This is a genomic window from Xanthomonas fragariae, assembly GCF_017603965.1.
GTDB classification, from domain to species: domain Bacteria; phylum Pseudomonadota; class Gammaproteobacteria; order Xanthomonadales; family Xanthomonadaceae; genus Xanthomonas; species Xanthomonas fragariae_A.
In genome coordinates this window covers 781,356-804,443 of sequence record NZ_CP071955.1, presented here as the reverse complement: position 1 = coordinate 804,443, position 23,088 = coordinate 781,356, and the positions used below count along the sequence as shown (strand labels likewise).

General features: G+C 59.8%; 17 protein-coding genes, 2 other RNA genes, 5 pseudogenes and 1 other annotated feature. Of the genes and pseudogenes, 8 read left to right on the top strand and 16 right to left on the bottom strand.

Annotated elements, in window-relative coordinates; genetic code table 11:
- The first annotated feature begins 124 nt into the window (after window positions 1–124).
- Window positions 125–1,085: pseudogene (locus J5I97_RS03770) on the top strand (IS30 family transposase).
- 145 nt (window positions 1,086–1,230) lie between these two features.
- Here the strand turns inward: J5I97_RS03770 and avrBs1 are convergent.
- From avrBs1 to J5I97_RS03745, 5 genes and pseudogenes are all read right to left on the bottom strand, one after another.
- A complete protein-coding gene (gene avrBs1 / locus J5I97_RS03765) occupies window positions 1,231–3,681 on the bottom strand; it encodes an AvrBs1/Avra family type III secretion system effector (RefSeq protein WP_208589171.1) in 2,451 nt (816 codons plus the stop codon).
- 373 nt (window positions 3,682–4,054) lie between these two features.
- Window positions 4,055–5,268, bottom strand: a pseudogene (locus tag J5I97_RS03760) (IS3 family transposase).
- Window positions 4,877–4,993 (bottom strand) — a sequence feature (AL1L pseudoknot). (Overlaps the previous pseudogene by 117 nt.)
- Before the next feature lie 50 nt (window positions 5,269–5,318).
- Window positions 5,319–5,747, bottom strand: a pseudogene (locus tag J5I97_RS03755) (sulfotransferase family protein); the annotation flags it as partial.
- 255 nt (window positions 5,748–6,002) lie between these two features.
- Window positions 6,003–7,349 carry an IS701 family transposase gene (locus J5I97_RS03750; protein WP_208589170.1) on the bottom strand — a complete coding sequence of 449 codons (1,347 nt, stop codon included), beginning with the start codon at window positions 7,347–7,349 and terminating at the stop codon, window positions 6,003–6,005.
- Between the two features lie 66 nt (window positions 7,350–7,415).
- Window positions 7,416–7,491: non-coding RNA, sX9 sRNA (locus J5I97_RS03745), on the bottom strand.
- 336 nt (window positions 7,492–7,827) lie between these two features.
- Between J5I97_RS03745 and J5I97_RS03740 the strand changes: the two genes are divergently transcribed.
- The gene (locus J5I97_RS03740; protein ID WP_208589169.1) at window positions 7,828–8,418 is read left to right on the top strand and encodes a porin family protein; all 591 of its coding nucleotides are present in this window, start codon (window positions 7,828–7,830) and stop codon (window positions 8,416–8,418) included.
- Window positions 8,419–8,553: 135 nt separating this feature from the next.
- Here the strand turns inward: J5I97_RS03740 and J5I97_RS03735 are convergent, their stop codons facing one another.
- Window positions 8,554–9,111 (bottom strand): DUF3228 family protein, encoded by a 558-nt coding sequence (locus tag J5I97_RS03735; RefSeq protein WP_208589167.1) that lies wholly within the window; start codon window positions 9,109–9,111, stop codon window positions 8,554–8,556.
- Between the two features lie 58 nt (window positions 9,112–9,169).
- The gene (locus J5I97_RS03730; protein WP_208589166.1) at window positions 9,170–9,715 is read right to left on the bottom strand and encodes a DUF2058 domain-containing protein; all 546 of its coding nucleotides are present in this window, start codon (window positions 9,713–9,715) and stop codon (window positions 9,170–9,172) included.
- A gap of 276 nt (window positions 9,716–9,991) precedes the next feature.
- Here J5I97_RS03730 and J5I97_RS03725 point away from each other — a divergent pair.
- The 3 genes and pseudogenes from J5I97_RS03725 to J5I97_RS03710 form a co-directional block, all read left to right on the top strand.
- Window positions 9,992–10,247 (top strand): annotated as a pseudogene (locus tag J5I97_RS03725) (alpha-amylase); the annotation flags it as partial.
- Window positions 10,248–10,341: 94 nt separating this feature from the next.
- A pseudogene (locus J5I97_RS19720) lies at window positions 10,342–10,698 on the top strand (histidine phosphatase family protein).
- Entirely contained in the window at window positions 10,649–10,831 is a 183-nt protein-coding gene (locus tag J5I97_RS03710; RefSeq protein ID WP_208591860.1) for a hypothetical protein, read from the top strand. The pseudogene J5I97_RS19720 and the gene J5I97_RS03710 overlap by 50 nt, the downstream one beginning before the upstream one ends.
- Window positions 10,832–10,898: 67 nt before the next feature.
- Here the strand turns inward: J5I97_RS03710 and J5I97_RS03705 are convergent.
- The 4 genes from J5I97_RS03705 to J5I97_RS03690 all read right to left on the bottom strand — a co-directional run bounded on the left by J5I97_RS03705 (window position 10,899) and on the right by J5I97_RS03690 (window position 13,883).
- Window positions 10,899–10,975: non-coding RNA, sX9 sRNA (locus J5I97_RS03705), on the bottom strand.
- A 109-nt stretch (window positions 10,976–11,084) separates the two neighbouring features.
- Window positions 11,085–12,020 (bottom strand): Gfo/Idh/MocA family protein, encoded by a 936-nt coding sequence (locus tag J5I97_RS03700; RefSeq protein ID WP_208589163.1) that lies wholly within the window; start codon window positions 12,018–12,020, stop codon window positions 11,085–11,087.
- Window positions 12,021–12,341: 321 nt separating this feature from the next.
- A complete protein-coding gene (locus J5I97_RS03695) occupies window positions 12,342–13,319 on the bottom strand; it encodes an NAD(P)H-quinone oxidoreductase (RefSeq protein ID WP_208589162.1) in 978 nt (325 codons plus the stop codon).
- Between the two features lie 327 nt (window positions 13,320–13,646).
- Window positions 13,647–13,883: a hypothetical protein gene (locus J5I97_RS03690; RefSeq protein WP_208589161.1), complete on the bottom strand. Its 237-nt coding sequence runs from the start codon at window positions 13,881–13,883 to the stop codon at window positions 13,647–13,649.
- Between the two features lie 402 nt (window positions 13,884–14,285).
- Here J5I97_RS03690 and metF point away from each other — a divergent pair, with 402 nt between their 5' ends.
- Window positions 14,286–15,113: a methylenetetrahydrofolate reductase [NAD(P)H] gene (gene metF / locus J5I97_RS03685; RefSeq protein ID WP_208589160.1), complete on the top strand. Its 828-nt coding sequence runs from the start codon at window positions 14,286–14,288 to the stop codon at window positions 15,111–15,113.
- Window positions 15,114–15,262: 149 nt separating this feature from the next.
- Window positions 15,263–15,850, top strand: coding sequence for a hypothetical protein (locus J5I97_RS03680; RefSeq protein ID WP_208589157.1), 588 nt, complete (start codon window positions 15,263–15,265; stop codon window positions 15,848–15,850).
- A 188-nt stretch (window positions 15,851–16,038) separates the two neighbouring features.
- Here J5I97_RS03680 and J5I97_RS03675 read toward each other — a convergent pair whose 3' ends face one another.
- The 4 genes from J5I97_RS03675 to J5I97_RS03660 all read right to left on the bottom strand — a co-directional run bounded on the left by J5I97_RS03675 (window position 16,039) and on the right by J5I97_RS03660 (window position 21,511).
- The gene (locus tag J5I97_RS03675; RefSeq protein WP_208589155.1) at window positions 16,039–16,986 is read right to left on the bottom strand and encodes a Nudix family hydrolase; all 948 of its coding nucleotides are present in this window, start codon (window positions 16,984–16,986) and stop codon (window positions 16,039–16,041) included.
- Window positions 16,987–17,117: 131 nt separating this feature from the next.
- A complete protein-coding gene (locus tag J5I97_RS03670) occupies window positions 17,118–17,483 on the bottom strand; it encodes a VOC family protein (RefSeq protein WP_208589153.1) in 366 nt (121 codons plus the stop codon).
- 188 nt (window positions 17,484–17,671) lie between these two features.
- On the bottom strand, window positions 17,672–20,410 hold the full coding sequence (secA, locus tag J5I97_RS03665) for a preprotein translocase subunit SecA (protein WP_208589150.1): 2,739 nt from the start codon (window positions 20,408–20,410) through the stop codon (window positions 17,672–17,674).
- Window positions 20,411–20,566: 156 nt separating this feature from the next.
- Window positions 20,567–21,511: a M23 family metallopeptidase gene (locus J5I97_RS03660; RefSeq protein WP_208589147.1), complete on the bottom strand. Its 945-nt coding sequence runs from the start codon at window positions 21,509–21,511 to the stop codon at window positions 20,567–20,569.
- Between J5I97_RS03660 and J5I97_RS03655 the strand changes: the two genes are divergently transcribed.
- Window positions 21,512–21,958, top strand: coding sequence for a DUF721 domain-containing protein (locus J5I97_RS03655; protein ID WP_208589146.1), 447 nt, complete (start codon window positions 21,512–21,514; stop codon window positions 21,956–21,958).
- 186 nt (window positions 21,959–22,144) lie between these two features.
- Here the strand turns inward: J5I97_RS03655 and lpxC are convergent, their stop codons facing one another.
- Window positions 22,145–23,056, bottom strand: coding sequence for a UDP-3-O-acyl-N-acetylglucosamine deacetylase (gene lpxC / locus J5I97_RS03650; protein WP_208589145.1), 912 nt, complete (start codon window positions 23,054–23,056; stop codon window positions 22,145–22,147).
- Window positions 23,057–23,088: the final 32 nt, after the last annotated feature.

Below are 23,088 nucleotides of genomic sequence, written 5' to 3'. Positions count from 1 at the left end.
CCAGTCGGGCCAGCGGGCCTGCAATTCAGGGCCGGCGGCTTCAACTCTGATTCGCAACACCAACGGTTGTGAAGTGGTCCAGGCGAGGTGACCTGAACGACTTCACCGCGAAGTGGAGTTGCCCATGTCATCCAGCCGCCTGGACCTAGCAGAACGATACCGTCTACATGCGTTATATGAAACCGGGATGTCGATGCGGGCCATCGCCAGTGTGTTGGAGCGCGCGCCCAGCACGATCAGCCGCGAACTGCGCCGCAATCAGCACGCTCGGCAGTATCTGCCCGATCACGCGCAGCGCATCAGCGAGCATCGGCGCACACGGGCCAGCCGGCGTCCACGCATCGACGCTGAGCGCATCGCACAGATCGAGATCTTGCTGGGCGAGGACTTCAGCCCGGAACAGATTGCCGGTCGCACCGGCTTGGCCAGTCACGAATGGATCTATCGGCACATCTACGCCGACCAGAAGCGCGGTGGTCAGTTAGTTGTTCACGCATCGACGCAAGCGCCGCCGCAAGCGCCGGCGGCGGGGCGTGCGCGATGGCCGCGGACAGCTGACACATCGACGCAGCTGGACACAGCGCCCAAGCGTGGTGGAGCAACGCAGCCGCATCGGTGACTGGGAGCTGGATACCATCAGGGCCTCACACGGAAAGGCCGTGGTGGTCAGCATGACCGAACGCCGCAGTCGCCTGCATCTGCTGGCTTACTCGCCTGACGGCACCGCCGAGAACGTACGCAACGCCATCGTCCAGCGCCTGGGTGGTCTACGCCAGACAGTGCACACCCTCACCGCCGACAATGGCAGGGAGTTTGCTGATCATCGGCTCATTGCCGCCTGCTTGCAGAGTGATTTCTACTTTGCAGATCCGTACTGCGCATGGCAGCGAGGCAGCAACGAAAATGCCAACGGGTTGACGCGCCAGTACTTGCCACGACAGACCGATTTCAGCACCATCGCCGATGCGCACCTACGATGGATCGAGCAGCGGCTCTACAATCGTCCGCGCAAGATACTCGGATTCAAAACGCCCCTCGAAGTCTTCTCCGAGGAGGTCCTTAACAGCGTTGCGAATCAGAGTTGAATTCGCCCTGGCATTGAATTACGGGGAGTCGACAACAGGCATCGCGTCGGTTGTGCCCGCAAGACGCTGCAGGCACAAAGAACCCTCCGGTAATGGCCTTTGAATACGGACGAGTAATCCAGCTGACCAGCATAAGCGCATACCACTACAGGCTGGACTTGATAGTTGGACCGGCCGCAGTCGGAGGCTGGAGAAGCTTGGAAGAAAGAAAGAGCTCGATCCCACGCATAATGTCATAGGCATTGAAGTCAAGCAGGCTCAATTCTCGAATTCGACTTCCTTCCTTATCTTTCTCGTAAATACAAAGCGAAACGCCTTGACGGAGCGCCTCACAGACCTTTTTCGCAACAGTTTTTCTTTCATGAAAAGACAGTCCCGAAAGCTTTTTTAGCGTGTCTTCCTTGCCAAGCGCAGCATTTTGGCCAAGCCAAGAAAATTGACGCTCAAGAAAATCCGAGATCAATTTTCCATCGTAGCCCTCATCCTCAATATAACGCGCAGCGGACAACATTTCGATATTGAACTCTATCAACGTTGCTACGGCTACCGGGCGTGACTCTCCAACTTCTATAGCTTTAGCATCCCATAATTCCAGCTTGGCGCAATACTCGTTGTGCCTCAAAATAGAGCCAGGCTTTCTTGATTGCAGCATGCACTGGGCATCGACCAAATCATCAAGAGAGTGGTAGAAATCATATGAATTTCTATCTGGGTCAGGCTTTATATAATGCTTTAAACTATTTTCAATAAGCCCCATTTTCTCCGCGTGGCTAAGTGAGTTGCAAGCCCTTGCAAATTCAGAATTAAATGCCTTGTTCGAATTAAATGAATGAACGTCTCCAAATCCTGGTCGTGCCTTAGCATATTCCGGGAGGGCGCCAACTGCAGTAGCCTTATATAGTACTGAAGGTAACCCTTTCCACTTTGGCCTATGAGGAACTTTCATCTCGGATATGGTCGCGCCCTTTGCCTTTGCATTTATAATGGAAAAAGGCGTCATCACAATATCAAATGCGGTTGAATTATTGCAAAGCGTATCAACTTCTCTTTTTGCGGGTGTTTTCCCGGTTGAACCAAAACTGTTGGTTGCCTCACGATCATTCGGGAATCGCAGACCTCGAACCATCAAGGGTTTTCCATCAGCGTAGTCTCTAGAAATTTCCGACTTGTCATTTACTAGAAGATCTTTGACGGACGATTCATTAATTATCCCCTCAAGCGCAGAAAAATTTCCAACCTTACCCATTTTGTTGTAAAGTTCCGCTACTTTTTGCACTATCTTTTTTTTTTCTATAACTCGCCGAAGCTGCGGAGTTTGCAGAGAGGCGACGTTGATCTTAGCGGTTTCACTTTTACCGGTCGCTTCTTCAATCAAACGACCAGCTGTCTTCATCAATGTTACCTTTGCATCAAGAGTGTAGCTATATAGCTGATTTTCAACTCCGGCCTTGTCAGTCGGATCGATTCCATCAATCGTGAGTGAAATTGCACCGTGAATTTCAGCGTAACTATGGGTAAATACCTGATATCTATCCACCTCCTTGTGGGGAAGACCTTGGTTCTTTCGTAGGCTATTCATACGTAGGGCCATTACTATAGCAGGGCTATTTTGCCTGAAGAAATCCAACGACAAATCAATTAAAGCGTCTTTCGCTTGATCAATGGTCAACTCTGGCGCGGACCATTGAAGACCTGAATGCATAGCTGCATAGCGGGCAGCGATAACCACGTCCGACGATGTCCCTGATGTTCCCGACATAACTGGAATCTGAAAGAATTCGCGGATCTGGGTGCCTACATCGTTGGACAGATGCATGCCTGATGTGCTCTTAACTGAATGTGTCCCCGAGCGGTTAGCGTCGTGGCGATTCTTCAAGCGAAACGCCATTCTCGCCTGTATTTTTAAACGTCCCGCCAACAATTCGCCCTCTTGACACAGTTCAAAGCCTGTTTTTACTTGCTCTTTAGTGAATGGGCCCAATTCTCCTTTCAACATCATCGCAAAAGCGGACGCTGCCTGGTCCGAGATTCTCCAAACACGTGCCTTGGCATAAGGGGATTGTGCATCCGGTTGTTTGAGTCCAAGGATCTCATCGCCAAGCTGTTGACGGTCACGACGTTGTAGCGCAGGCTCATCTTTCCATGAGCTACGCTCTAGATGGCAAAGCCATTCTGACTGTTTGTGAGCAAATGAGCTTACATCTTTCATTGCGAAGCAAGCATTAGAAATAATTTTATTCTCGGCATTTATATGGTTTATATATGCAAGCGCACGCCTACGGAGGTGTTTTTCCGAACGATAGGCATTGTTCGACAAAGACTGAGAAAGAAAGTCAACTATGCTTGAATCTGTTTTTTCATTGGGATGATATATTTTCCCATCAATAGTTGCTGCGCTATAGCTTTTCTTAAATTTAAGAGCGCGTTGTGGAGCAGGTGACAATGAGGAGCTCAGCACTGAAAAGCGTGAAGTGTCACTTTCCTTCCCATCAATAATTGATTTATTATTATTAAATTCAGCGCTCACCGAATCCGCCGATGTTTCTGATGTTTCAAACGATGAATATTTTGGAATAACTGACTTGGCCTTTAACATGATCAACTCCCATGCATGGTTAAAATTTTCTTAAAATAATCCGGTGCACTTCACGTGCATGGATTACGAGCAACTGCGGTCTACAGCATCAGGCTGGAAGCGTGTGCGACATCTCGCCATGCTCATGGACACTCTTAACGCGCAGCTTCGGCGGCTTTTAAGGTGGCTGAACTCACCTCCCAATTGGAGGTTTTACAACCTTTATTCATTTTCTAGAATAATGAGGTGAATCTATGCACTATTGAGTCAAGATTAAGTAGCAAGCCCTATTTTTACTAATTCTGCTTGGGCGGCAAAAGTCCAAAGCGAAGTTGCCTATCGAAATGCGCTGATATGAACCGCCCCGGGAAGTTGGGAGGCCGTTTGGTTTGAGTCACGCCGCTTTGGCGTAACCGGCTTGTTGTCGATAGTAAGCCTCTTCGGCTTCCGCTGGCGGAATGTTCCCGATCGACCCCAGCAAGCGTTTGTGGTTGTACCAGTCCACCCAATCCAGCGTGGCCAGTTCGACGTCCTGGCGATTGCGCCATGAGCGCCGGTGGATCACCTCAGCCTTGTACAACCCGTTGATCGTCTCGGCCAGCGCGTTGTCTTAGCTATCGCCCACGCTGCCCACCGACGGCTCGATCCCGGCGTCGGCCAGCCGCTCGGTGTAGCGGATCGACACATACTGCACGCCGCGGTCGCAGTGGTGGATCAGGCCGCCTTCGGTGGGCCGCCGCGCATGCAACGCTTGCTCCAGCGCGTCCAGCACGAAGTCCGTGTGCGCCGTCTGCGACACCTTCCAGCCCACGATCCGCCGTGCGTACACGTCGATCACGAAGGCCACGTACACGAACCCGGCCCAGGTCGAGACATAGGTGAAGTCGCTGACCCACAGTCGGTTCGGCGACGGCGCATGGAACTGTCGGTTCACCTTGTCCAGCGGGCACGGCCGCTTGTCGCTGATCGTGGTCTTGACCACCTTCCCCCGCACCACGCCGCGCAGGCCAAGTGCGCCCATCAGTCGCTCCACCGTGCAGCGGGCCACCGCATAGCCCTCGCGCTTGAGCTGCCGCCAGACCTTGCGCACCCCGTACACCTGTCGGTTCTGCTCCCATACCCGCCGGATCTGCGGGCGCAGCGCCTGGTCCTTCCACCAGCGCTTCGGGCGCAAGTTCGCGTCCACTTCCCGCTGCGCGTGGCGGTAATACGTCGACGGGGCAACCTGCAGCACCTTGCAGATTGGCTCGACCCCGTGAACATCGCAATGTTCGGTCACGAACGTGGTCAGGGCTTGAAGCGGCGGTCGAGCTCGGCCTAGGCAAAATACGCGCTGGCCTTGCGCAGGATCTCGTTGGCCTGCCGCAGCTCACGATTCTCCCGCAGCAGTGTCTTCAACTGCGCACGCTCGTCCGTGCTCAATCCCGAACGCTCGCCAGCATCACGCTCGGCCTGCCGCACCCAGTTGCACAGCGTCTGCGACGAACAGCCAATCTTCCCGGCAATCGACTCGATCGCCGCCCACTGCGAGCCGTACTCCCCCTGATGCTCCCGCACCAGCCGAACCGCGCGCGCTCGTACTTCCGGTGAATACTTCGTCTTGCTCATCGCTCCATCTTCTCAAGAGTTGGAGCCTCCCGAAATCCCGGGGCGGTTCACTCGGCCATGAAGGCGCTATCGTCCATATGATCGACGAAATGATGCTTCAGGAACCTACTGAACGTTTCACCCTCCGGGCCAAGAAACGTGCTTTTGCGATTGGGTGCCAGGATCGTATGAGTTACTGAATCGAACCAGCTATCGGGATCACGCACCGTTAGGATCACCTTGGCTTGGTCGTAAACATCCATCAGCTGTTGCCAGTAATAGCAGCCTGGATGATCGGTGGTCGATCGATAGCCAGCGAAAATCGCCTTCCAGTCAGGCGCTCCGCGTTCGACTGCGTTCCACAGCGGCACCGACCTCCGCATGGTCGCGGCAACCTCGGTCGCGTGGTAGCAGGGCCCGAACCCCAGATGTTCGAGCGCGAACTTCAACGACAAAGTGCCGGTTCGACCAAGGCCGGCGCCGATGACCTGCAAGGTCATGTGATTCTCCTGTTCCAACGCTCGCTCACAATGCGGCCTATAACAGCGCTCCTCTCCAGGGAAGCTCTGAACAACGCTTGCATGCGCTTTAGATCAACAACTCAAACAATCGCCACTATGCATAAGCGCTTGAGTTTCAGTATGGACGGTTGTCGCGTTTGAGCAACATTCTGATTTCATTCGCCACGTCGTGAGTTGTTCAGCGCTTCCCTAATCCTACTGTGTCATTAAATCCGCAGATGCGGAGGCATCCCGTCAAGTAGTGCCGCTGCGATGTCCATGGCGATTGTCCAGCGCAGCGTCGCGATCGAGTCGCTCGCGTGGCGCTGGGCGCGCGATTGCCTTGCCGCGCGGTCGGTACTTCTCGGGTAAGGGAGATTCCGCGCATTCCGAGGGTTTTTTTTGATGCGCCCCGCGCAAGCGTTCAGCAACCAGGTACCCATAGGCAGCGATGCATAACGTCGCGTGATGATGGAAGCCCCGCCAGCCACGGCCTTCGTAGTGATCCAGGCCAAATTCCTGTTTCAGATCCTGATAATCGCGTTCAATCCGCCAGCGCGCCTTGACCGTCCTTACCAGATCCTTGCGCGGCGTGTTTGCCGGCAGGTTGGACAGAAAGTATCGGGTCGGCCTGTCTTGGCCTTTGGGCCATTCGATCAACAGCCATTCCTCCTGACGCAAGCGATCACCTTGTGCTGCACGTACGCGTACGGCGGCGAAACGTCCCGACAACGGTGCGTTGCCGCCTTCCCGCCACGCGACTGTCCTGAAGGCGCGGGAGGGTAACGACAGCGCCAGCGCTTGCACCGACTGTGGCTGATGGTCGGCTGTACGACGATGGCGAACCGGAGGTCGGCCTTGGCCTTTCCACGCCGCCGGCGATTCGGGCCTTTGTCCGGGCGGCCAGACTTTCACGCTCGACACGATTCCCACCGCATAGTTCAGTTCCAGGCAAGCCAGCGCGTCACGCCAGGCCGTATTGCTGCCATAGGCTGCATCGGCCAACACCGTGCCGCGCGCCACTCCCGTGGCATGGGCTGCTTTCATCTGCGCCAGTGCGATCTGCGGTTTGGTCGCGAACTCAATCTCGTGGGGAATTCCCGCTTTTCCCCGGCGTGCTGCATCGCTGGCCCAGTCTTCAGGCAGATACAGCCTGAAAGCGATCGGAATGCTCGCTGCCGGCGTCGCCAACGATACGCTCACGGCCACCTGGCAATTGTCCTGCTTGCCGATCTCGCCGCAGTCCTGTCGGGCCACACCGACCGAATACCTGCCCTTCTTGCGAAAACCCGTGTCGCCCACGATCCAGTACACCTCGTCTTTCAAATCCAGCAGCGACGAAACGTACTGACGAACCCGCTCCAACATGGCCGCATCGGACCACTCTGATTTGGCCACGAAGTGGTGCAAGGCTTGATGGCGAGCCCTGGTTCGAAGCGGATCCAGATGAGCAGCCAGGGGCTCAACACTCTTGCGCTCCAAAGGCAGCATCAACGCACTGCAATAGCCTCGCAGGCCCGCAGTGCGGTCAGCATGACCGAGCGCAGCGGAGAGTTCATCGAGATAAGCGGAGAAACGCGCTTTGTTGCTGACTGCGGCCATCACGATCCCGCCGTGGGAGAGACTGCTTGCAGGATAACCTATTTATGACACAGTAGGACTAAGAGCAGCTAACAAAACGCAGCGAGCAGTCATCAGGTGGGTGCGGACGGCGCGGAGCAACCGGAGTGTACGCGTGGTACATGCCGATTTCGAGCACCGGCCGCGCTCGCCTGGCGGCGGCGCAGTCATTTTGTTAGCCGCTCTAAAGCCATGTGCAACTGCTTTATATCTACCACCATCCCAAATGAAATTCCACTCCCTACGACGCAGAGCGCAGCTGTATGCGTAGCGGCGAAGCAACCGACCAGGGCGCTCCCACCCAAAGACATTTGTGAGGACACCGGCTGCCCAGCGCCCGTGACTGCGCCTAACAACTTTCCAAACTCAGCTGGATAACGTCGCGTCGCCACGCTCATCCTCTGTCACCGGATACCTGCGTGCATCACTCCCCGTACTCGCACACTCGAGAGAAATGCTCATGAAGAACACCATGGTCGCTTTGGCCCTTTCGGCGCTGGCAATGACGGCAGCACCCGATGTGTTTGCACAGACCTATGCCGACGGTACAGGTTGGTTCGTCAACGGTGGCGCCGGCCGTACGTCGCTCAAGAGCGGAGCCTACGATGGAGGCGATACCGGCTACAGCGTTTCCGTCGGTTATCGCCGGAACGTCTTATTTCCTTGGCTGTCGATCGGCCTTGAGGTGGGTTACAACGATCTGGGCAATATTCAGGCAAGCAATCTTTTCAACGGCGGCTCGGTGATCGAGGATGAAAGCGAGCTTCATGGCTGGACCGTTGGCCTGAACCAGCGATTCGCACTGGGGGACAAGTGGTACGCCGGAATACGCGGCGGACTCTACGGCTGGAAGGGCCATGGCCTGAGCGAGGACACAGTGTCCGATCGCTCCGATCTGGACAAGCTGTCATGGTATGCGGGCGCAGGCGTCGGTTACAACCTGGGCGAGCATTTCAGCCTCGGCGTGAACTACGACCATTACAACGCCAAGAAATTCGATGTAGACCTGAGCAGCGATATGGCGTCGGTGAATGCCGAATATCGGTTCTAGAAAGCCTGCCGAATTACGACCTGCACTCTCGCTGCAACAACACGGCACCGCACTGCATCGCTGTGCAGGTGAGCGTCCGGCAAGCACCTCGCTCACTGCGCGAGAAAACTGCGCAGGGAGCCAGACGCATACCGGCTACGGGCGCCAATTCGCGTTGCGCTCCCAAAACGCCACGCTGCGCCGATACGCGTCACGATCCAGTGGAACGCCGGAGCCGCCTTCTTCCACCCCCAATGCATTACGCAACATGGTGATCGGCGCCATCGGGATTTCGTCCGGCTCGGCGGTGTAGAGACAGCCGACCACGCCCCACTCCGCAGCGATGGGCGAGCCTTCCTTGGCCAACTGATCGCCACTGTAGAGGATGGGCAGCAGGTATCCGGCCACCGGCGGCTCGACACCTTCGAACCAACGCACCAGCACCGGCAATTCCTGCCTGCTGCGCGCTTCATAGCCGGAACGCAACAGGTGCCGATTGTCGTCGGTGATGGGCGCAGTGAGGCAGCGGGTCGGGGTCCAGTTACGGTGCACATGCAACTGGCAAAACGGTGCATAGCCTTCAATCACGCGCAGCGGCATTTCGTCATTGAGCCGCTGGACGAATTGCTCGGGCGTGCAGCCCTGGATGGCAGTGCGACGGCCATCGCGCGGAAACAAACGGGTACGGGCGAACGGCGTAAGAACGATCGACATGACCAGATGAGTAGTGACAAAGAAAGCCAGGGTAGCGCGCAGCTTGACACGCGGCCACTTACCAGATCAGATCGTCCGGCACCTTGAACTGGCTGTAATCGTCGTCGTCGCTGTCCGCCGATGTCGGCGCGCTGTTGCGGCCATGATCCAGCACCACAGTCTCTGCATCGCGGCTATAGACCTTGTCTGCGGCCGCGCGCGGGATCAGCTCGAAGCCATCGCCGTAGCGCACGATCACCAATGCGCCACCGGCCAACTGGTTGCGCAGCGTTGGGTTGACCAATACGCTGCGGATGACGCTGCCATCGTTAAAACGGTAGGCGATCTCGCCTTCGCGCTTGACCTTGCTGGTCTTCACGATCTGCCGAACCTGGGCCAACGCTTCCTGACGGCGCAACTGGACATTGCGCTCTTCGGCCAGCGCACGATCGCGTTCGGCGCGTTCGGCCTGCAGACGCGCCGCATCGACCTTGTCCGCGTCCGCAGGCGCCACCGCCACACCCTTGGCATGACGCTGCTTGAACTGCTCGCGCGCGACCTTGTCCACCTGGGCTTTTTTGACCAGCCCAGCCTTTAGCAGCTGTTCTTGCAGTGGATTGCGCATGAGCATCGGTGACCGGTGGGTGTGCGCACAGTTTAGCGGCCCGCACGCGATCCTGGCGTGCGGGATGAGCTCGCGCATCGTCCAGTACGCAGAGCAGCAGAGACAACGACAGATGCACAGTCGGTTCACCGCTCTCCGCCAAGCGACTGCATCGGCTGTCCTGTGCTTGCGGCCTGGATGCCGCTCGGCAACACTGGCATCGCACATGCATCTGCAACGACGTACCGCTTCAACATGCAACCACACACACGTTTATGCGATGTCCGGACCCAAGCACATGGCCTTATAGATCATCTCAATCGCATCTTCGATGCAGACATCCGCTCCGGGATGTATGTGTTCGGCCAAGTGATCACCGGCGACGACACCGATAAAGGCGATGACGATCAGTTCCTTGCGCCGTATCTGCAGTCCGCGCCGCACGCGGCCTACGACTTCCAGCTGTTCAACCCGGTTTGCAACGCATTCGGCACACGCCAGCATGCAACAGTTGGTGGATCCGGCTCTGATAGGGCAAGCGTTGCCGGGCAATCATGTAGAACATTTGACCGCGAGCAGAGCACGCTGCCATCCGTCTGGCAGTGCGCTCAGTTTCATTGAACAGTAGAGCACACCGGAAAAACGCAATGCCTCTCTACTTTGTACGTCATGGCCAATCCCTCTCCAACGACGAACAGAACTATTTTGCTGGCGTGCAGAGCTCGCCTTTGATCCCGCTCGGCCTTCGTCAGGCACAGCAGGCGGCACGTTTTGTGAGATAGCGCGCACTGTGTTTCGAAGAGGTGCACGTGTCGACACGCGAGCGCGCACAGGCGACCGCAACGATCCTCCTGGAAAGAGCCGAACGCAGGCAACAGGTGATCTCCAGCGACACGCTGGTGGAGCGCGATATCGGCATCTTCGCCTGCAAGAATTCGCCTGCAAGAAAAAAATTTGATCAAGAAATCGATCGGCCACCGCCTGTACGACCTCTGCTCCCATGATGCCAATGGCGCGCCGCCCGATGACGAACACTGGATGGGCATGTACGCGCGCTATTACGACAGCGTGCTGGCACCGCTGGATCGGCAAGGCAAGCAGGTTTGGTGGTGGCGCGCAAGTACATCGTCGAGGTGATCGCCGCGATAGGCGGCTTTGCGCTGTCGTGCCCGGCACCTTTGCGCATGCGCCGACACCTTAGAGCGGCTAACAAAACGTAGCGAGCAGTCGTCAGGTGGGTGCGGACGGCGCGGAGGAACGGAGTATACGCGCGTGGTACATGCCGATTCGGAGCACCGGCCGCGCTCGCCTGGCGGTGAGCGCAGTCGTTTTGTTAGCCGCTCTAAACGCCAGTATTTTCAATGCCAAGTGACCTGGACAGATCAACACCCTACCAGGCAAACGGTGCCGTGACCGTGCGTGCACCGAGCAGAAATGCATCGGCCACATGCACGAACGGCGCAACATCCACCTCCGACTCGCCAGCGCGCACCAGCTGCACAAAGCGCCGATACAGGCCATCGTATTCGCTAGAGGCAGGTAGCGTTTGCGGTTGCCCATCGATACGCAGCTTGGCACCGCCTTCGCTGAGCGTGAGCAGGCCGCTGGTCGTTTCCACTTCGATCTCCCAGCGCTGATCGCCGGTCTGCAGGAAGTCGAATTCGGCGGTCACCAGCACGCCGGCGGTGTCGACAAAAGCGAGCTTGGCATACAGCGGAGCCTGACGATTTTCCGGCGTGTGCAGTTCCGCTTCGCGCAGTGCAAACGCACGCGGCAGCAGATGAGTGACGATGGAGAGCGCATTGATGCCGGGATCGAACACGCCCATGCCACCGGGTTCGAGAATCCAGTCCTGCCCCGGATGCCAATGGCGAATGTCTTCTTTCCAGGTGATGTGCGCACGCAAGATCTGCTTGTGGGCCAGCCATTGCCGTGCCGGCTGCACACCGGCTGCGCAACGCGAATGCCAACTGGTAAACAGGCTACGTTGCGCACGTTGCGCCACATCGCGCAGATCGTGGATTTCAGCGAGCGTCGCCGTCGGTGGCTTTTCTAGAAACACGTGGCGACCGACACTCAGCGCAGTCTGCGCCAGTGCATGCCGCCCGACCGGCGGCGTGCACAATGCCACCGCCTGGATCTGCGGCTGCGCAGCAAATGCCTCTTCCAAGGTCTGATAGGCCGCCACACCTTCGACCGTGCCATGTCGGCTCACGGTAGCCACCAGCTGCACGTCATCGCGCGCGGCGATGGTGGGCACGTGCTGGTCGCGGGCGATCTTGCCGATACCGACAAGGGCAATACGCAATGCGTCTGGATGCTTCATCGAAACCTTCGTGCTGATGAGGGAGTAACTGCCCGGCACGGTCGCCCGATGGGGCGCGCGCCAGGCCGACGCAGCAGTGCGCGATGCAGGAACGCACGCGACGGCGCAGTGTAGGGTCAGGGCCAAGCCCGCCGCGAGACATCGCACTTGCTTGTTTTGCTATACCTTTGCGTCAACCTACAGATGCCAGGCCCGTCTTGACGGCATCACTGTAACGCGATGGAATGTATCGCTTTCTACAACTGCCATACGCTGAAGATGATGGACCCCGGATGCGGCCCTGGCATGCAATCGCGCCGCCAGACCGGTGATCGATCGCAGTCACATTTCCAGCACGACCTTGCCCAGATGACTGCCTTGTTCCAGATAGCGATGTGCCGCAGCGGCTTCGCTCAACGCAAAGCGCTTATCGAGCAGTACGCGGATCTTGCCTTGCGCGATCCACGGCCACACCACGCGCTCCACTTCCGCTGCCAGCCGCGCTTTTTCATCGGCACTGCGCGGGCGCAGCGTCGAGCCGGTGAGGATCGCCTGCTTGCGCATCAGCAGCGGAATCGGCACCTGGATTTTCGAACCAGCTTGCGACGCGATATAGACGATGCGTCCGCGTGGATTGAGTGCTTCCAAGGTGTCGGCGAAGACCGCAGCGCCAACCATGTCAAGCGCCACATCTACACCGCCGTGTGCCTTGGCCACATCGACAAACGAGTCGGTGGTGGAATCGATCGCCACATCGGCACCCAGCTCGCGCGCCTGCGCCGCCTTGCCGGCCGAACGTGCGGTGGCCAGCACGTGCGCGCCAGCCGCTTTGGCCATCTGGATCGCGGTGACGCCGATTCCGGAAGTGGCGCCGTGCAACAACAGCCACTCGCCGGCCGCCAACCGGCCATGCTCGAACAGATTGGTGTAGACGGTGAAGATGGTTTCCGGCAGCGCCGCGGCGTGCGCCAGATCCATGCCGGCGGGAATCGGCAGCACGTGCCGCGCATCGACTGCGGCGTACTGTGCGTAACCGCCACCGCCTAGCAGTGCGCACACACGATCGCCGATCTTCCAGCGACCGGCCGGCTCCACGATCTCGCCGGCGATTTCCAGTCCCAGCGTTTCCGGCGCATCGGGCGGTGGCGGATAGTGGCCAGCACGCTGCAGCAGATCAGGCCGATTGATGCCGGCTGCATGTACGCGGATCAGCACCTGCCCCGGCGCAGCACGCGGCCGCGCTTGCTCGCTGGCATACAGCGCATCGGCATCGCCCTTGCCATCGCGGATGGCGATGACGGTCATGGTGGTGTCGCTCATGGAGGCACTCCGTGGAAAGTGCGCCCAGTGTAGGCATGCGTCTGTCAACGCTTGGCGCATACGCAGTGTTGATGCTCCGCCAACGGAAAACGACGCGGATATCAACCCGCTCGAACCGTGTGGAATCTACCGCGTATGCGCGACGCGTCACCGCTGTTGAATCAAGGGATCGCACACACAACAGCCAGCCCACGACGCGCTTGATGGTGATCAACACACCGACGCGTGGGACGCACGCTGGGCCGGCAGGCCGCGCACAAGACACGACGCCTGGTACTGCACATCACCTCCGCGCGTCTGCACTCGACAGACGCGCGGGGCAGGACCTCACTCTTCGCTGGGAGCGAGGTCCCGATCGATGTACTGACGAATCGCCTCGAAGACTTTCGAGGTGCCGTCATCCTGGCCCAAGGGCAAGCGTGCCGCAAAATCGCTCAGCAGCTTGTCGCCATCCACGCCGGGCTGCTCGGCCAGGGCAAGCGCCAGGTCGCCGACGCTACGCGCCAACGCGACCCAGATGCGGCCCAACGATTCGGCGATTACTTCCAGTTCCTCTTCTTGCATGTCGCGCTCCGATCAAGTGGCGTGGGGGTGACTGAAGCTTACCGCGTGCGCCGCGCGTTGAAGCGCGCAAGCGCAAGCAGCCCCGACCATGAACAGGGTGCGCTCGTGCGTGCATGCCCGTTTGCTGGCCTATTCTCTGGAGCATTGCTTACGCTATGGGTACCGCTGTGGAAGAGGACGGCCGTGCACGACTCACCGCACCAGCGCCCGGCCAGTAACGTCCGTTGGTGGAAGTGCACGCTACCAAGGGCCACGCCAGCTACGCCAACCTGCCTTTCCAGGTGCGTGTCCCGTAGCGGCTCGATGGCAGGGACCCTCGCGCAATCGAGACGCTCGCAACCAAATATGCATTCATCGCGATGAAGCGATATTATGCCCGCACGATCCGCCGGACCTGCCGCGATGACGCATCTCAGTTTCGAGTTCTACCCGCCCAAAAACGACGACCAGTGCGCGCAGTTGGACCGCACCTCAGCCAAGTTGAAGGGCTACGCGCCGGAGTACGTGTCGTGCACCTTCGGCGCTGGCGGCTCCACGCTCAGCTACACTTCTGAGACAGTGCGCCACCTCAAGCAGAAGCACGGTTTCGAAGCCGCACCCCATCTGTCTTGCGTGGGTGGCAGCCGCCAGGAAATTCGCGAGCTGCTCAAGCTCTACCGAGCGCTCGGCTGTAAGCGCATCGTCGCGCTGCGAGGGGATCTGCCCTCCGGCATGGGCCATCCGGGCGATCTGCGTTACGCATCGGACCTGATTGCCTTCATCCGCGCCGAGCACGGCGACGCCTTTCGTATCGAAGTGGGTGCCTATCCGGAAACCCATCCGCAGGCGGTCGATGCGCTGAGCGATCTGCGCTATTTCAAGGCCAAGGTGGACGCGGGCGCGGATGCAGCGATCACCCAGTATTTCTACAACGCCGATGCGTACTTTCATTTCCGCGATGCGGTGCGGCGCATAGGCGTGGAGGTTCCGATCATTCCGGGCATCATGCCGATCTCCAATTTCTCGCAGCTGCGGCGTTTTTCCGAGCAGTGCGGCGCGGAGATTCCGCGCTGGATCGGCAAGAAGATGCAGTCCTACGGCGACGACGCCGATGCGGTGCGCGCCTTCGGTGCGGAAGTGGTAGCCACCTTGTGCGAGCGCCTGATCGCAGGCGGCGCACCGGCGCTGCACTTCTACACGCTCAATCTAGCCAAACCGACCACGCAGGTGCTGCAGTTGCTGGGGCGCTGAGCGGCACCGTTGAAGACGCGTTCTTCGCTGGCATGTCTGTCGCAAGCACATCCCTTGCAAGCACGCGCGTGAGTAGCGAGCGCCGGGCAAGCGTGTATGGTCCCGGCGCGTTGCTCGCCGGCTCACACGCGCACCGCTACGCTGCGCCGATGCCTCGCCTCCTGCCCCTGTTGTTGTTGCTCTGCTTCTATCCCGCCGCGCGCGTGCAGGCGCAGGAAATTCATCGCTGCGTCTCGCCGGACGGGCAAGCCACGTTCACCGACCGGCGCTGTGAAGATGTCGACGCCGCGCCTCGCGCGCCGCCGTCCACGCGCGCGCAGGGCGACACCGGCTTGTATCGCTACGGCTGCCCGCGGCGACTGAGCGAGCTGGTGTCGTTGCTGCAGACTGCGGTGGACAGCCGCGACGTCAACCGCCTGTCCAGCCTGTATCTGTGGAGCGGCCAGTCCGACGCAGACGCCGATCAGGTGTTGAGCCGCCTAGAGGCGATCGTGCAACGCCCATTGCTGGACATCGCGCCGATGTACCCGCAAAGCGACACGCCGACCTTGGACGCCGATAGCACCGCACCTACGCCATCGCTGGATGGCAGTGCGATCGATGCGCCACTTCCCGAACATCCCAGCCGCCCACGACCGTGGGGCCTACGACTGGAACAGAACCAATCCAGCGGCATGCCCGCGCGCAGCGTGTTGCGACTACGCCGGCAATACAACTGCTTCTGGGTGACGTTTTAGGCCGGCAAAACGACTGCGCAATCGCCAAGCGGGTGCAGCCGGTGCTTCAACATTCGCGCAACCTTGTTATGCGCACGTGTCCGCACCGACCTGACGGCACTCGCTACGCCCCGTTGGCAACGCCAACAACAGCAAGCATCGCCGCACGCGATTACCCAGCGACGCGGACACCACCCAACAAGGTGCTGTCATTGCGACCAAAGCGAGCGAATCGCCGCGATGCCCTGCGCGCCATGCGAACGCGCCTCGCGCAGGTCATCGACCTGCATGCCGCCGAGCGCGTAGATCGGCAGCGAGACCTGCTCGCGCAAGGTCTCAAAACCGTCCCATCCCAGCGGTGCCGCACCCGGATGCGACGCGGTGGCCTTCACCGGACCCAGTACCGCGAAATCGCAGCCGATCCGCTGCGCGTTGCGCAGATCCTCCAACCCATGACAGGAGGCGGCGACCACCTGTTCTGCCGGCACCGGACGTTCCTGCAATCCTGCCAATTGCTCCGAGCCCAGATGCACACCGATGCCGAGTTCACTGGCCAGTGCGATATCGCGGTTGAGCAGCAACTGAGCACGTGCCCGACCTCGTAGACTCATCACCTGTTGCAGCAAGGCCTTCCAGCGCGCGGCCTCGGCCTGCCGCGCGCGCAACTGGATGCGCGTGATCCCGCCCTGCAGTGCGCGTTCCAGACCTTCCAGCCACAGCACATCGTCGTCGGGTTCGGGGGTGATCAGATAGCGGTCGGGCTGGCGCAGCACGCCGACTACCGGCACATCGGCTGGCGGCATCGAATAGCGGGTCAACTTGTCTGCGGCCACCCAGGTCATCGCCTGGCCTTCGCGACCGCGCGGGCTGCCTTTCCAGGCGGTGATATGGCGCACTTCCAGGCGCAGGCGCTTGTCGGGATACAGCTGCGGCACGTCCATCAGCCACTCGCCCACCTGGGCATCGATGCCAAGCTCCTCGTTGAGCTCGCGCACAAGTGCTTGTTCGGATGTCTCGCCAAGCTCGCGCTTGCCGCCCGGGAATTCCCACAGGCCAGGCATGTCGCGGGTTTCGGTGCGGCGGGTCAGCAGGATGCGGCCGCGGGGGTCGGCGATCACGCCAGCAACGACGTGAATGGATCTGAGAGAATCAGGCATGCTGCAAGAGTGCCGCGAGTGAGCGGTTCAGCGCAATCGCTTGAGTGCCGGGATTGGAGAGTTGGGATTGGCGATTGGTCAAAGCGCTGAGCACGCGTGCCTTTGCGAATCCCAAATCCCAAATCCCGGCCCTACAACGGATGCCCGATCCGCCAGAGCACCCCACTGGGATCATGCAAGATGAAATCGCGTGCGCCCCACGGCCGATCTTCCGGCGCGCTACAGGTCACCCCGAACTGCTCGTCCAGCCCGGTGTCGTGCACGTGCTGCCACCAGCCATCGGCATCGTCCACCCACAGGTGCAGCATGAGATTTTCGGCCAGCTCGCGCAGATAGAAATCCTGCAGCAAGAACGCGCAATGCGTGCCATGCCGGAAGCATGTCACGTTGCCCACCTCGTCTTCCTGCACGAAGCCCAGCGCGCGATAGAAGCGCTGCGACAACGCGTAGTCGCGTGCAGGCACGAACACCTTCAGTTGCTGGCTGGACAGCGACATGACCGCACTCCACGCAAGACGTGTACTTGAGCATACGCCCCCACGCCCCCCCTTCGTAAGTAGAGCCCCCTTGGTAAGGGGGCGCGGCAAAGGCGCGGGGATCGGAGGAGTACCGTGCACCCAGTGTCCGCGATGCGGACACTGGGTGTTGCAGCCCGCAAAGCGGGCTGCAACACGGTCAACTCAGCTCAGCTGAGTTGACCGTGGCAGTGCTTGTACTTCTTACCGCTGCCGCAGGGGCAAGGATCGTTGCGGCCGACCTTGGGCTCGTCGCGGATGACCTGCGACACCGGCACCGGCGCTTTGCCGCCCTGCATCTGCTCTACTTCCTCCTCGGCACCGTAGCCGCCGACATCCTGGTGCTGGAACTGCGAGGCCATCAAGCGCGCTTGCGCCTGGACACGCTCCTGCTCTTCCAGCTCGGCCACTTCTTCTTCGCTGCGGATGCGCACGCGCGCCAGCAAGTTGATCACTTCGCGCTTGACGTTCTCCAGCATCTCGGAGAACAGCTCGAACGCCTCCTTCTTGTATTCCTGCTTGGGCTGCTTCTGCGCATACCCGCGCAGATAAATACCCTGACGCAGGTAATCCATTTTGGCCAGATGCTCTTTCCAGCCCTGATCGAGCATTGTCAGCATCACGTGCTTTTCGAGCGCGCGCATGGTGTCGTTGCCCACCGCCGCTTCCTTCTCGGCAAAGTGAGCATCCACCGCCGCCTGCACCTTGGCCGTCATCTGCTCGGCATCCAGTTCTTCCTGCGTGTGTGCCATCTCGCTCAGCGCAAGCGACATGCCCAACTCGGATTCCAGCGTGGCTTCCAGGCCCTTGAGGTCCCACTGCTCGTCCACCGAATTGGGCGGCACGAAACGCGCAACCAGGTCGTAAATCACATCGCCACGGATGCCATCAACGTTGTCCTTGATCGATTCGGCATCCAGCAATTCGTCGCGCTGGGCGTAGATCACCTTGCGCTGATCGTTGTTGACGTCGTCGAAGTCCAGCAGGTTCTTGCGGATGTCGAAGTTGTGCGCTTCAACCTTGCGCTGCGCTTTTTCGATCTGCCGGCTGACCAGCCGATCTTCGATGACGTCGTCCTCCTTCATGCCCATCATGCGCATCGCCTTTTGCACCCAGTCCGAGGCGAAGATGCGCATCAGATTGTCTTCCAGCGACAGATAGAAGCGCGACGAACCCGGGTCACCCTGACGGCCGGCACGGCCGCGCAGCTGGTTGTCGATACGGCGCGACTCGTGCCGCTCGGTGCCGATGATGTGCAGGCCACCAGCCGCCTTGACAGCATCGTGACGACGCTGCCATTCGGTCTTGGCAGCAGAGCGCTGCGCGTCGCTGATGTCCTCGCCTATGCCATGCAGCTCGGTTTCCAGCGAACCGCCCAGCACGATGTCGGTACCGCGACCGGCCATGTTGGTGGCGATGGTGACTGCGCCCGGCTGGCCGGCGTTGGCCACGATGGTGGCTTCGCGCTCGTGCTGCTTGGCGTTGAGCACTTCGTGCTTCACGCCGGCCTTGCGCAGATGCTCGGACAGCATCTCCGAGGTCTCGATCGAGGTGGTACCCACCAGCACCGGCTGGCCGCGCTTGGCGCAGTCTTCGATGTCGGCCAGCACCGCGTTGAACTTGCCCTTGCGGTTGAGGAACACCTGATCCGGATGGTCCTTGCGCACGGTCGGGCGGTTGGTCGGAATCACCACTACTTCCAGGCCATAGATGCTCTGGAATTCGTAGGCTTCGGTGTCGGCCGTACCGGTCATGCCGGACAGCTTCTTGTACATGCGGAACAGGTTCTGGAAGGTAATGCTGGCCAGCGTCTGATTCTCGCGCTGCACCGGCACGCCTTCCTTGGCCTCGACCGCCTGATGCAGGCCGTCGGACCAGCGGCGCCCGGACAGCGTACGGCCGGTGAATTCGTCGACGATCACCACTTCACCATCGCGCACGATGTAGTCCACATCGCGCTGATAGATCGCATGCGCACGCAGCGCAGCATTGAGGTGATGCACCACGCTCAGATTCTGCGCGGCGTACAGGCCGTCTTCGGCATTTTCCAGAATGCCGGCCTGCATCAACAGTTCTTCGGCGTGGCCCATGCCTGCCTCGGAAAGATGCACCTGCTTGCCCTTTTCGTCGATCCAGTAATCGCCCTCGCCTTCTTCGCTTTCCTGCTTGGTCAGCTGCGGCACGATGCGGTTGACGCGGATGTACAACTCAGGCGATTCGTCGGCCGGGCCGGAAATGATCAGCGGGGTGCGTGCTTCATCGATCAGGATCGAGTCGACTTCGTCGACGATCGCGTAATGCAGATTGCGTTGATAACGGTCGGCCCGCGACAGCGCCATGTTGTCGCGCAGGTAATCGAAGCCGAACTCGTTGTTGGTACCGTAGGTGATATCGCTGCCGTAGGCTTCGCGCTTGTCGCTATGCGGCATGCCTGGATACACCACGCCTACGCTCAAGCCAAGCCAGTTGTACAGCTTGCCCATCTGCGCGGCATCGCGGCGCGCCAGATAATCGTTCACCGTGACCACGTGCACGCCCTCGCCCTGCAGCGCGTTTAGGTACACCGGCAGCGTGGCCACCAGGGTCTTGCCTTCACCGGTGCGCATCTCGGCGATCTTGCCCAGATGCAGCACCATGCCGCCGATCAGCTGCACATCGTAGTGGCGCATGCCGAGCACGCGCCGGCTAGCCTCGCGGCACACTGCAAACGCCTCGGGAAGCATCTTGTCCAGTGGCTCGCCGGCGGCAAGCCGCTGCTTGAATTCCGAGGTCTTGGCTTGCAGCTCGGCGTCGGAAAGCTTCTCGGTCGCCGGCTCAAGTGCATTGATCTGGATGACGAGGCGGTCGAGCTGGCGCAGCTGGCGTTCGTTACGACTGCCAAAGACACGGGTAAGCAGACTGTTGATCATTGAAGAAACCGGTTGAAAAGGAACGGTTTGACCGACGCCGGTCCCCACAGGCCCGACCTCCGTAAACAAAACAGGGCGCACTGCGCCCTGTCGATGGCAACGCCCCATTGTAGCTTGGGGCGGGCCTTCACGAATCAAGCACCGCCCACGCCTGCGTCAACCGCGCCCTCGACGCCCTACCGGCGTGTTGGTATCACCCAGGAACTTGCGCGGATTGACCACACGCCCGTCCGCCCATACCTCGAAATGCACGTGCGCACCGGTGGAACGGCCACTGGAGCCAGCCTTGGCTACTTGCTGGCCTGCGCGCACCAGATCGCCCACCTTCACCACCAACCGCGAGTTGTGCGCGTAGCGGGTCACGTAACCGTTGCCGTGGTCCACTTCGACAACGTTGCCGTAGCCGCCGCGCACGCCAGCGTAGCTGACCACACCATCGGCGACCGACATCACCGGGTCGCCCACGTTAGCGTGGAAGTCCACGCCTTTATGAAAGCCCGAGCCACCATCGAACGGATCGGCGCGGCCGCCGAAGCCCGAGGTGATGTAAGTATTGCGAATCGGCATCCGCGAGGGCACCGAATTCTGTTCGAGCTGATGATCGAACATCAGCGAGGCAAGCACGTTCAATTGCTGGCCGGAGGCGGAAAACTGTTGTTCGACTTGCCCTAGCGTCTCCTTGAGTGATTCGACCGGCATGTCGCTGACCGGCTCATTGCCGCCACCGACGCCGACCGGCTCGTCGAAGTCGAACTCGCCGTCCTTCAACTTGCCCATTTCGGTCAGCCGCTCGCCCAATGCATTGAGGCGGGTGGCCTGCGCCTGCAGCTCGCCCAGGCGGGCGGCCAGTGCATTGACCTGTGCCTGCGAGGCGCGCTGCGCCTGTGCAAGCTCGGCCTGCTGCTGGACGACCTTGGCCTTGAGCGTGGAATTGGTCACCATGCCGATGGCGGTGCTCGCACCGACGCCGATCAACATGCCCAGACCCAACACTGCGCCGAGCAATATCATCGGTCGATCCGCAGCGAAGCCCTGGAAATTCCGGGCCACACGCTGCACCCGAGTCTCGCGAGATTTGATTACGACTTTCTTCAACGCCATATGAGTGTCATGTCCAAGCCCAAGTCCAACGCACGCACCCCTTCCACTCCAAAGCAGGCCATCGAGGCCGCGTTGGGGGAGAAGACTGGCGACCCCTTGCGCCGTGCCTTGTGGCTCGATGCGCTGGACCGGCAGTTGCGCCCCCTGTTACCGCCCCATTTGGCCACCCGTTGCCGGTTGGCCAATGTCAGAGGCGAACAACTCGTTTTTTTAGTTGATTCACCGGTCTGGCATGCCAGGTTGCGGCTTGCCGAGACCCAATTATTGGATGCCGCCCGATCCATCGGAATGAAGGCCACCGCAGTGACCATCAAGACCATCACGACCCCACTGCATTCCCCAATGCCGCAAGACCATGAGCGTCCGCGCCCTGTTTCCGAAGCGACGCACAAGGGGTTGCGCGACGCATTGGCCTCTCTGCAGGACGTTGCACCGACCAAACGGTGATGCCCTTACCGCCTGCTCGAAGCGGCCGCCAGTGCGTGAAAGAATTGCGAACACCGCAGGCGGGCTAAAGCATCCTAGCGAGCGTACGGCCAGCAGGAGTTAGGGAAGCATTAAATAAACGTTAAGAATGGAGTGTAAATTCGATGGATTTCACACTTTTGGCGCAGACTGCGGCATTCCCCGACATCAGGCGTAGACAGGACTGGCGTAGGTGACCGGCGGTTGCTCGGTGCCTTCCGGGAAGCTGACCCATTCCCAGGCGGCCTGATCGGCGAGCAGCGCACGCACCAGCTTGTTGTTGAGTGCGTGGCCGGATTTGAAGCCTTCGTAGGCGCCAAGTATGGCGCCGCCGGCCAGATACAGGTCGCCGATGGCGTCCAGTATCTTGTGGCGCACGAATTCGTTGGTGTAACGCAGGCCGTCCTCATTGAGCACGCGGAACTCGTCCAGCACGATGGCGTTGTCCATCGAGCCACCCAGGCCCAGATTGCGCTCGCGCATGTATTCAAGGTCGCGCATGAAGCCGAAGGTGCGGGCGCGCGAGATTTCCTTGACGTAGGCCGAGGTGGAGAACTCGATTTCCTGGCGCGACTGCTTGGCCGGGATCATCGGGTGATTGAATTCGATGGTGAAACCGAGCTTATAGCCCTCGTACGGTTCGAAGCGCGCGACCTTGTCGCCTTCGCGCACTTCCACCGTCTGCTTAATGCGGATGAAGCGCTTGGCCTTGTGCTGCTCGACGATGCCTGCCGACTGGAGCAGGAACACGAACGGGCCGGACGAACCATCCATGATCGGCAACTCGGCCGAGGACAGTTCGACGATGACATTGTCGACACCCAGACCGGCCAGCGCGGACATCAGATGTTCGACGGTCTGGATCTTGGCGCCGTTGCAGGTCAAGCCGGTACACAGCGTGGTTTCGGTGACCAGCTTGGCATCGGCGGGGACTTCCACGACCGGTTCCAGATCCACACGCCGGAACACCACGCCATGATCGACCTGAGCCGGTCGTAGCGTCATATACACCTTGTCGCCGCTGTGCAGGCCGACGCCGGTGGCGCGAATGGTGTTTTTGAGAGTGCGTTGCTGGGTCATATGCGAAGTCTGGATGAACAATGCAGACAGGC

Excerpts from the sequence above, each read along its gene's own strand:
- avrBs1 (WP_208589171.1), bottom strand. The coding sequence starts at position 3,681 with ATGTTAAAGGCCAAGTCAGTTATTCCAAAATATTCATCGTTTGAAACA.
- J5I97_RS03750 (WP_208589170.1), bottom strand. The coding sequence starts at position 7,349 with ATGGCCGCAGTCAGCAACAAAGCGCGTTTCTCCGCTTATCTCGATGAA.
- J5I97_RS03740 (WP_208589169.1), top strand. The coding sequence starts at position 7,828 with ATGAAGAACACCATGGTCGCTTTGGCCCTTTCGGCGCTGGCAATGACG.
- J5I97_RS03735 (WP_208589167.1), bottom strand. The coding sequence starts at position 9,111 with ATGTCGATCGTTCTTACGCCGTTCGCCCGTACCCGTTTGTTTCCGCGC.
- J5I97_RS03730 (WP_208589166.1), bottom strand. The coding sequence starts at position 9,715 with ATGCGCAATCCACTGCAAGAACAGCTGCTAAAGGCTGGGCTGGTCAAA.
- J5I97_RS03700 (WP_208589163.1), bottom strand. The coding sequence starts at position 12,020 with ATGAAGCATCCAGACGCATTGCGTATTGCCCTTGTCGGTATCGGCAAG.
- J5I97_RS03695 (WP_208589162.1), bottom strand. The coding sequence starts at position 13,319 with ATGAGCGACACCACCATGACCGTCATCGCCATCCGCGATGGCAAGGGC.
- J5I97_RS03690 (WP_208589161.1), bottom strand. The coding sequence starts at position 13,883 with ATGCAAGAAGAGGAACTGGAAGTAATCGCCGAATCGTTGGGCCGCATC.
- metF (WP_208589160.1), top strand. The coding sequence starts at position 14,286 with ATGACGCATCTCAGTTTCGAGTTCTACCCGCCCAAAAACGACGACCAG.
- J5I97_RS03680 (WP_208589157.1), top strand. The coding sequence starts at position 15,263 with ATGCCTCGCCTCCTGCCCCTGTTGTTGTTGCTCTGCTTCTATCCCGCC.
- J5I97_RS03675 (WP_208589155.1), bottom strand. The coding sequence starts at position 16,986 with ATGCCTGATTCTCTCAGATCCATTCACGTCGTTGCTGGCGTGATCGCC.
- J5I97_RS03670 (WP_208589153.1), bottom strand. The coding sequence starts at position 17,483 with ATGTCGCTGTCCAGCCAGCAACTGAAGGTGTTCGTGCCTGCACGCGAC.
- secA (WP_208589150.1), bottom strand. The coding sequence starts at position 20,410 with ATGATCAACAGTCTGCTTACCCGTGTCTTTGGCAGTCGTAACGAACGC.
- J5I97_RS03660 (WP_208589147.1), bottom strand. The coding sequence starts at position 21,511 with ATGGCGTTGAAGAAAGTCGTAATCAAATCTCGCGAGACTCGGGTGCAG.
- J5I97_RS03655 (WP_208589146.1), top strand. The coding sequence starts at position 21,512 with ATGAGTGTCATGTCCAAGCCCAAGTCCAACGCACGCACCCCTTCCACT.
- lpxC (WP_208589145.1), bottom strand. The coding sequence starts at position 23,056 with ATGACCCAGCAACGCACTCTCAAAAACACCATTCGCGCCACCGGCGTC.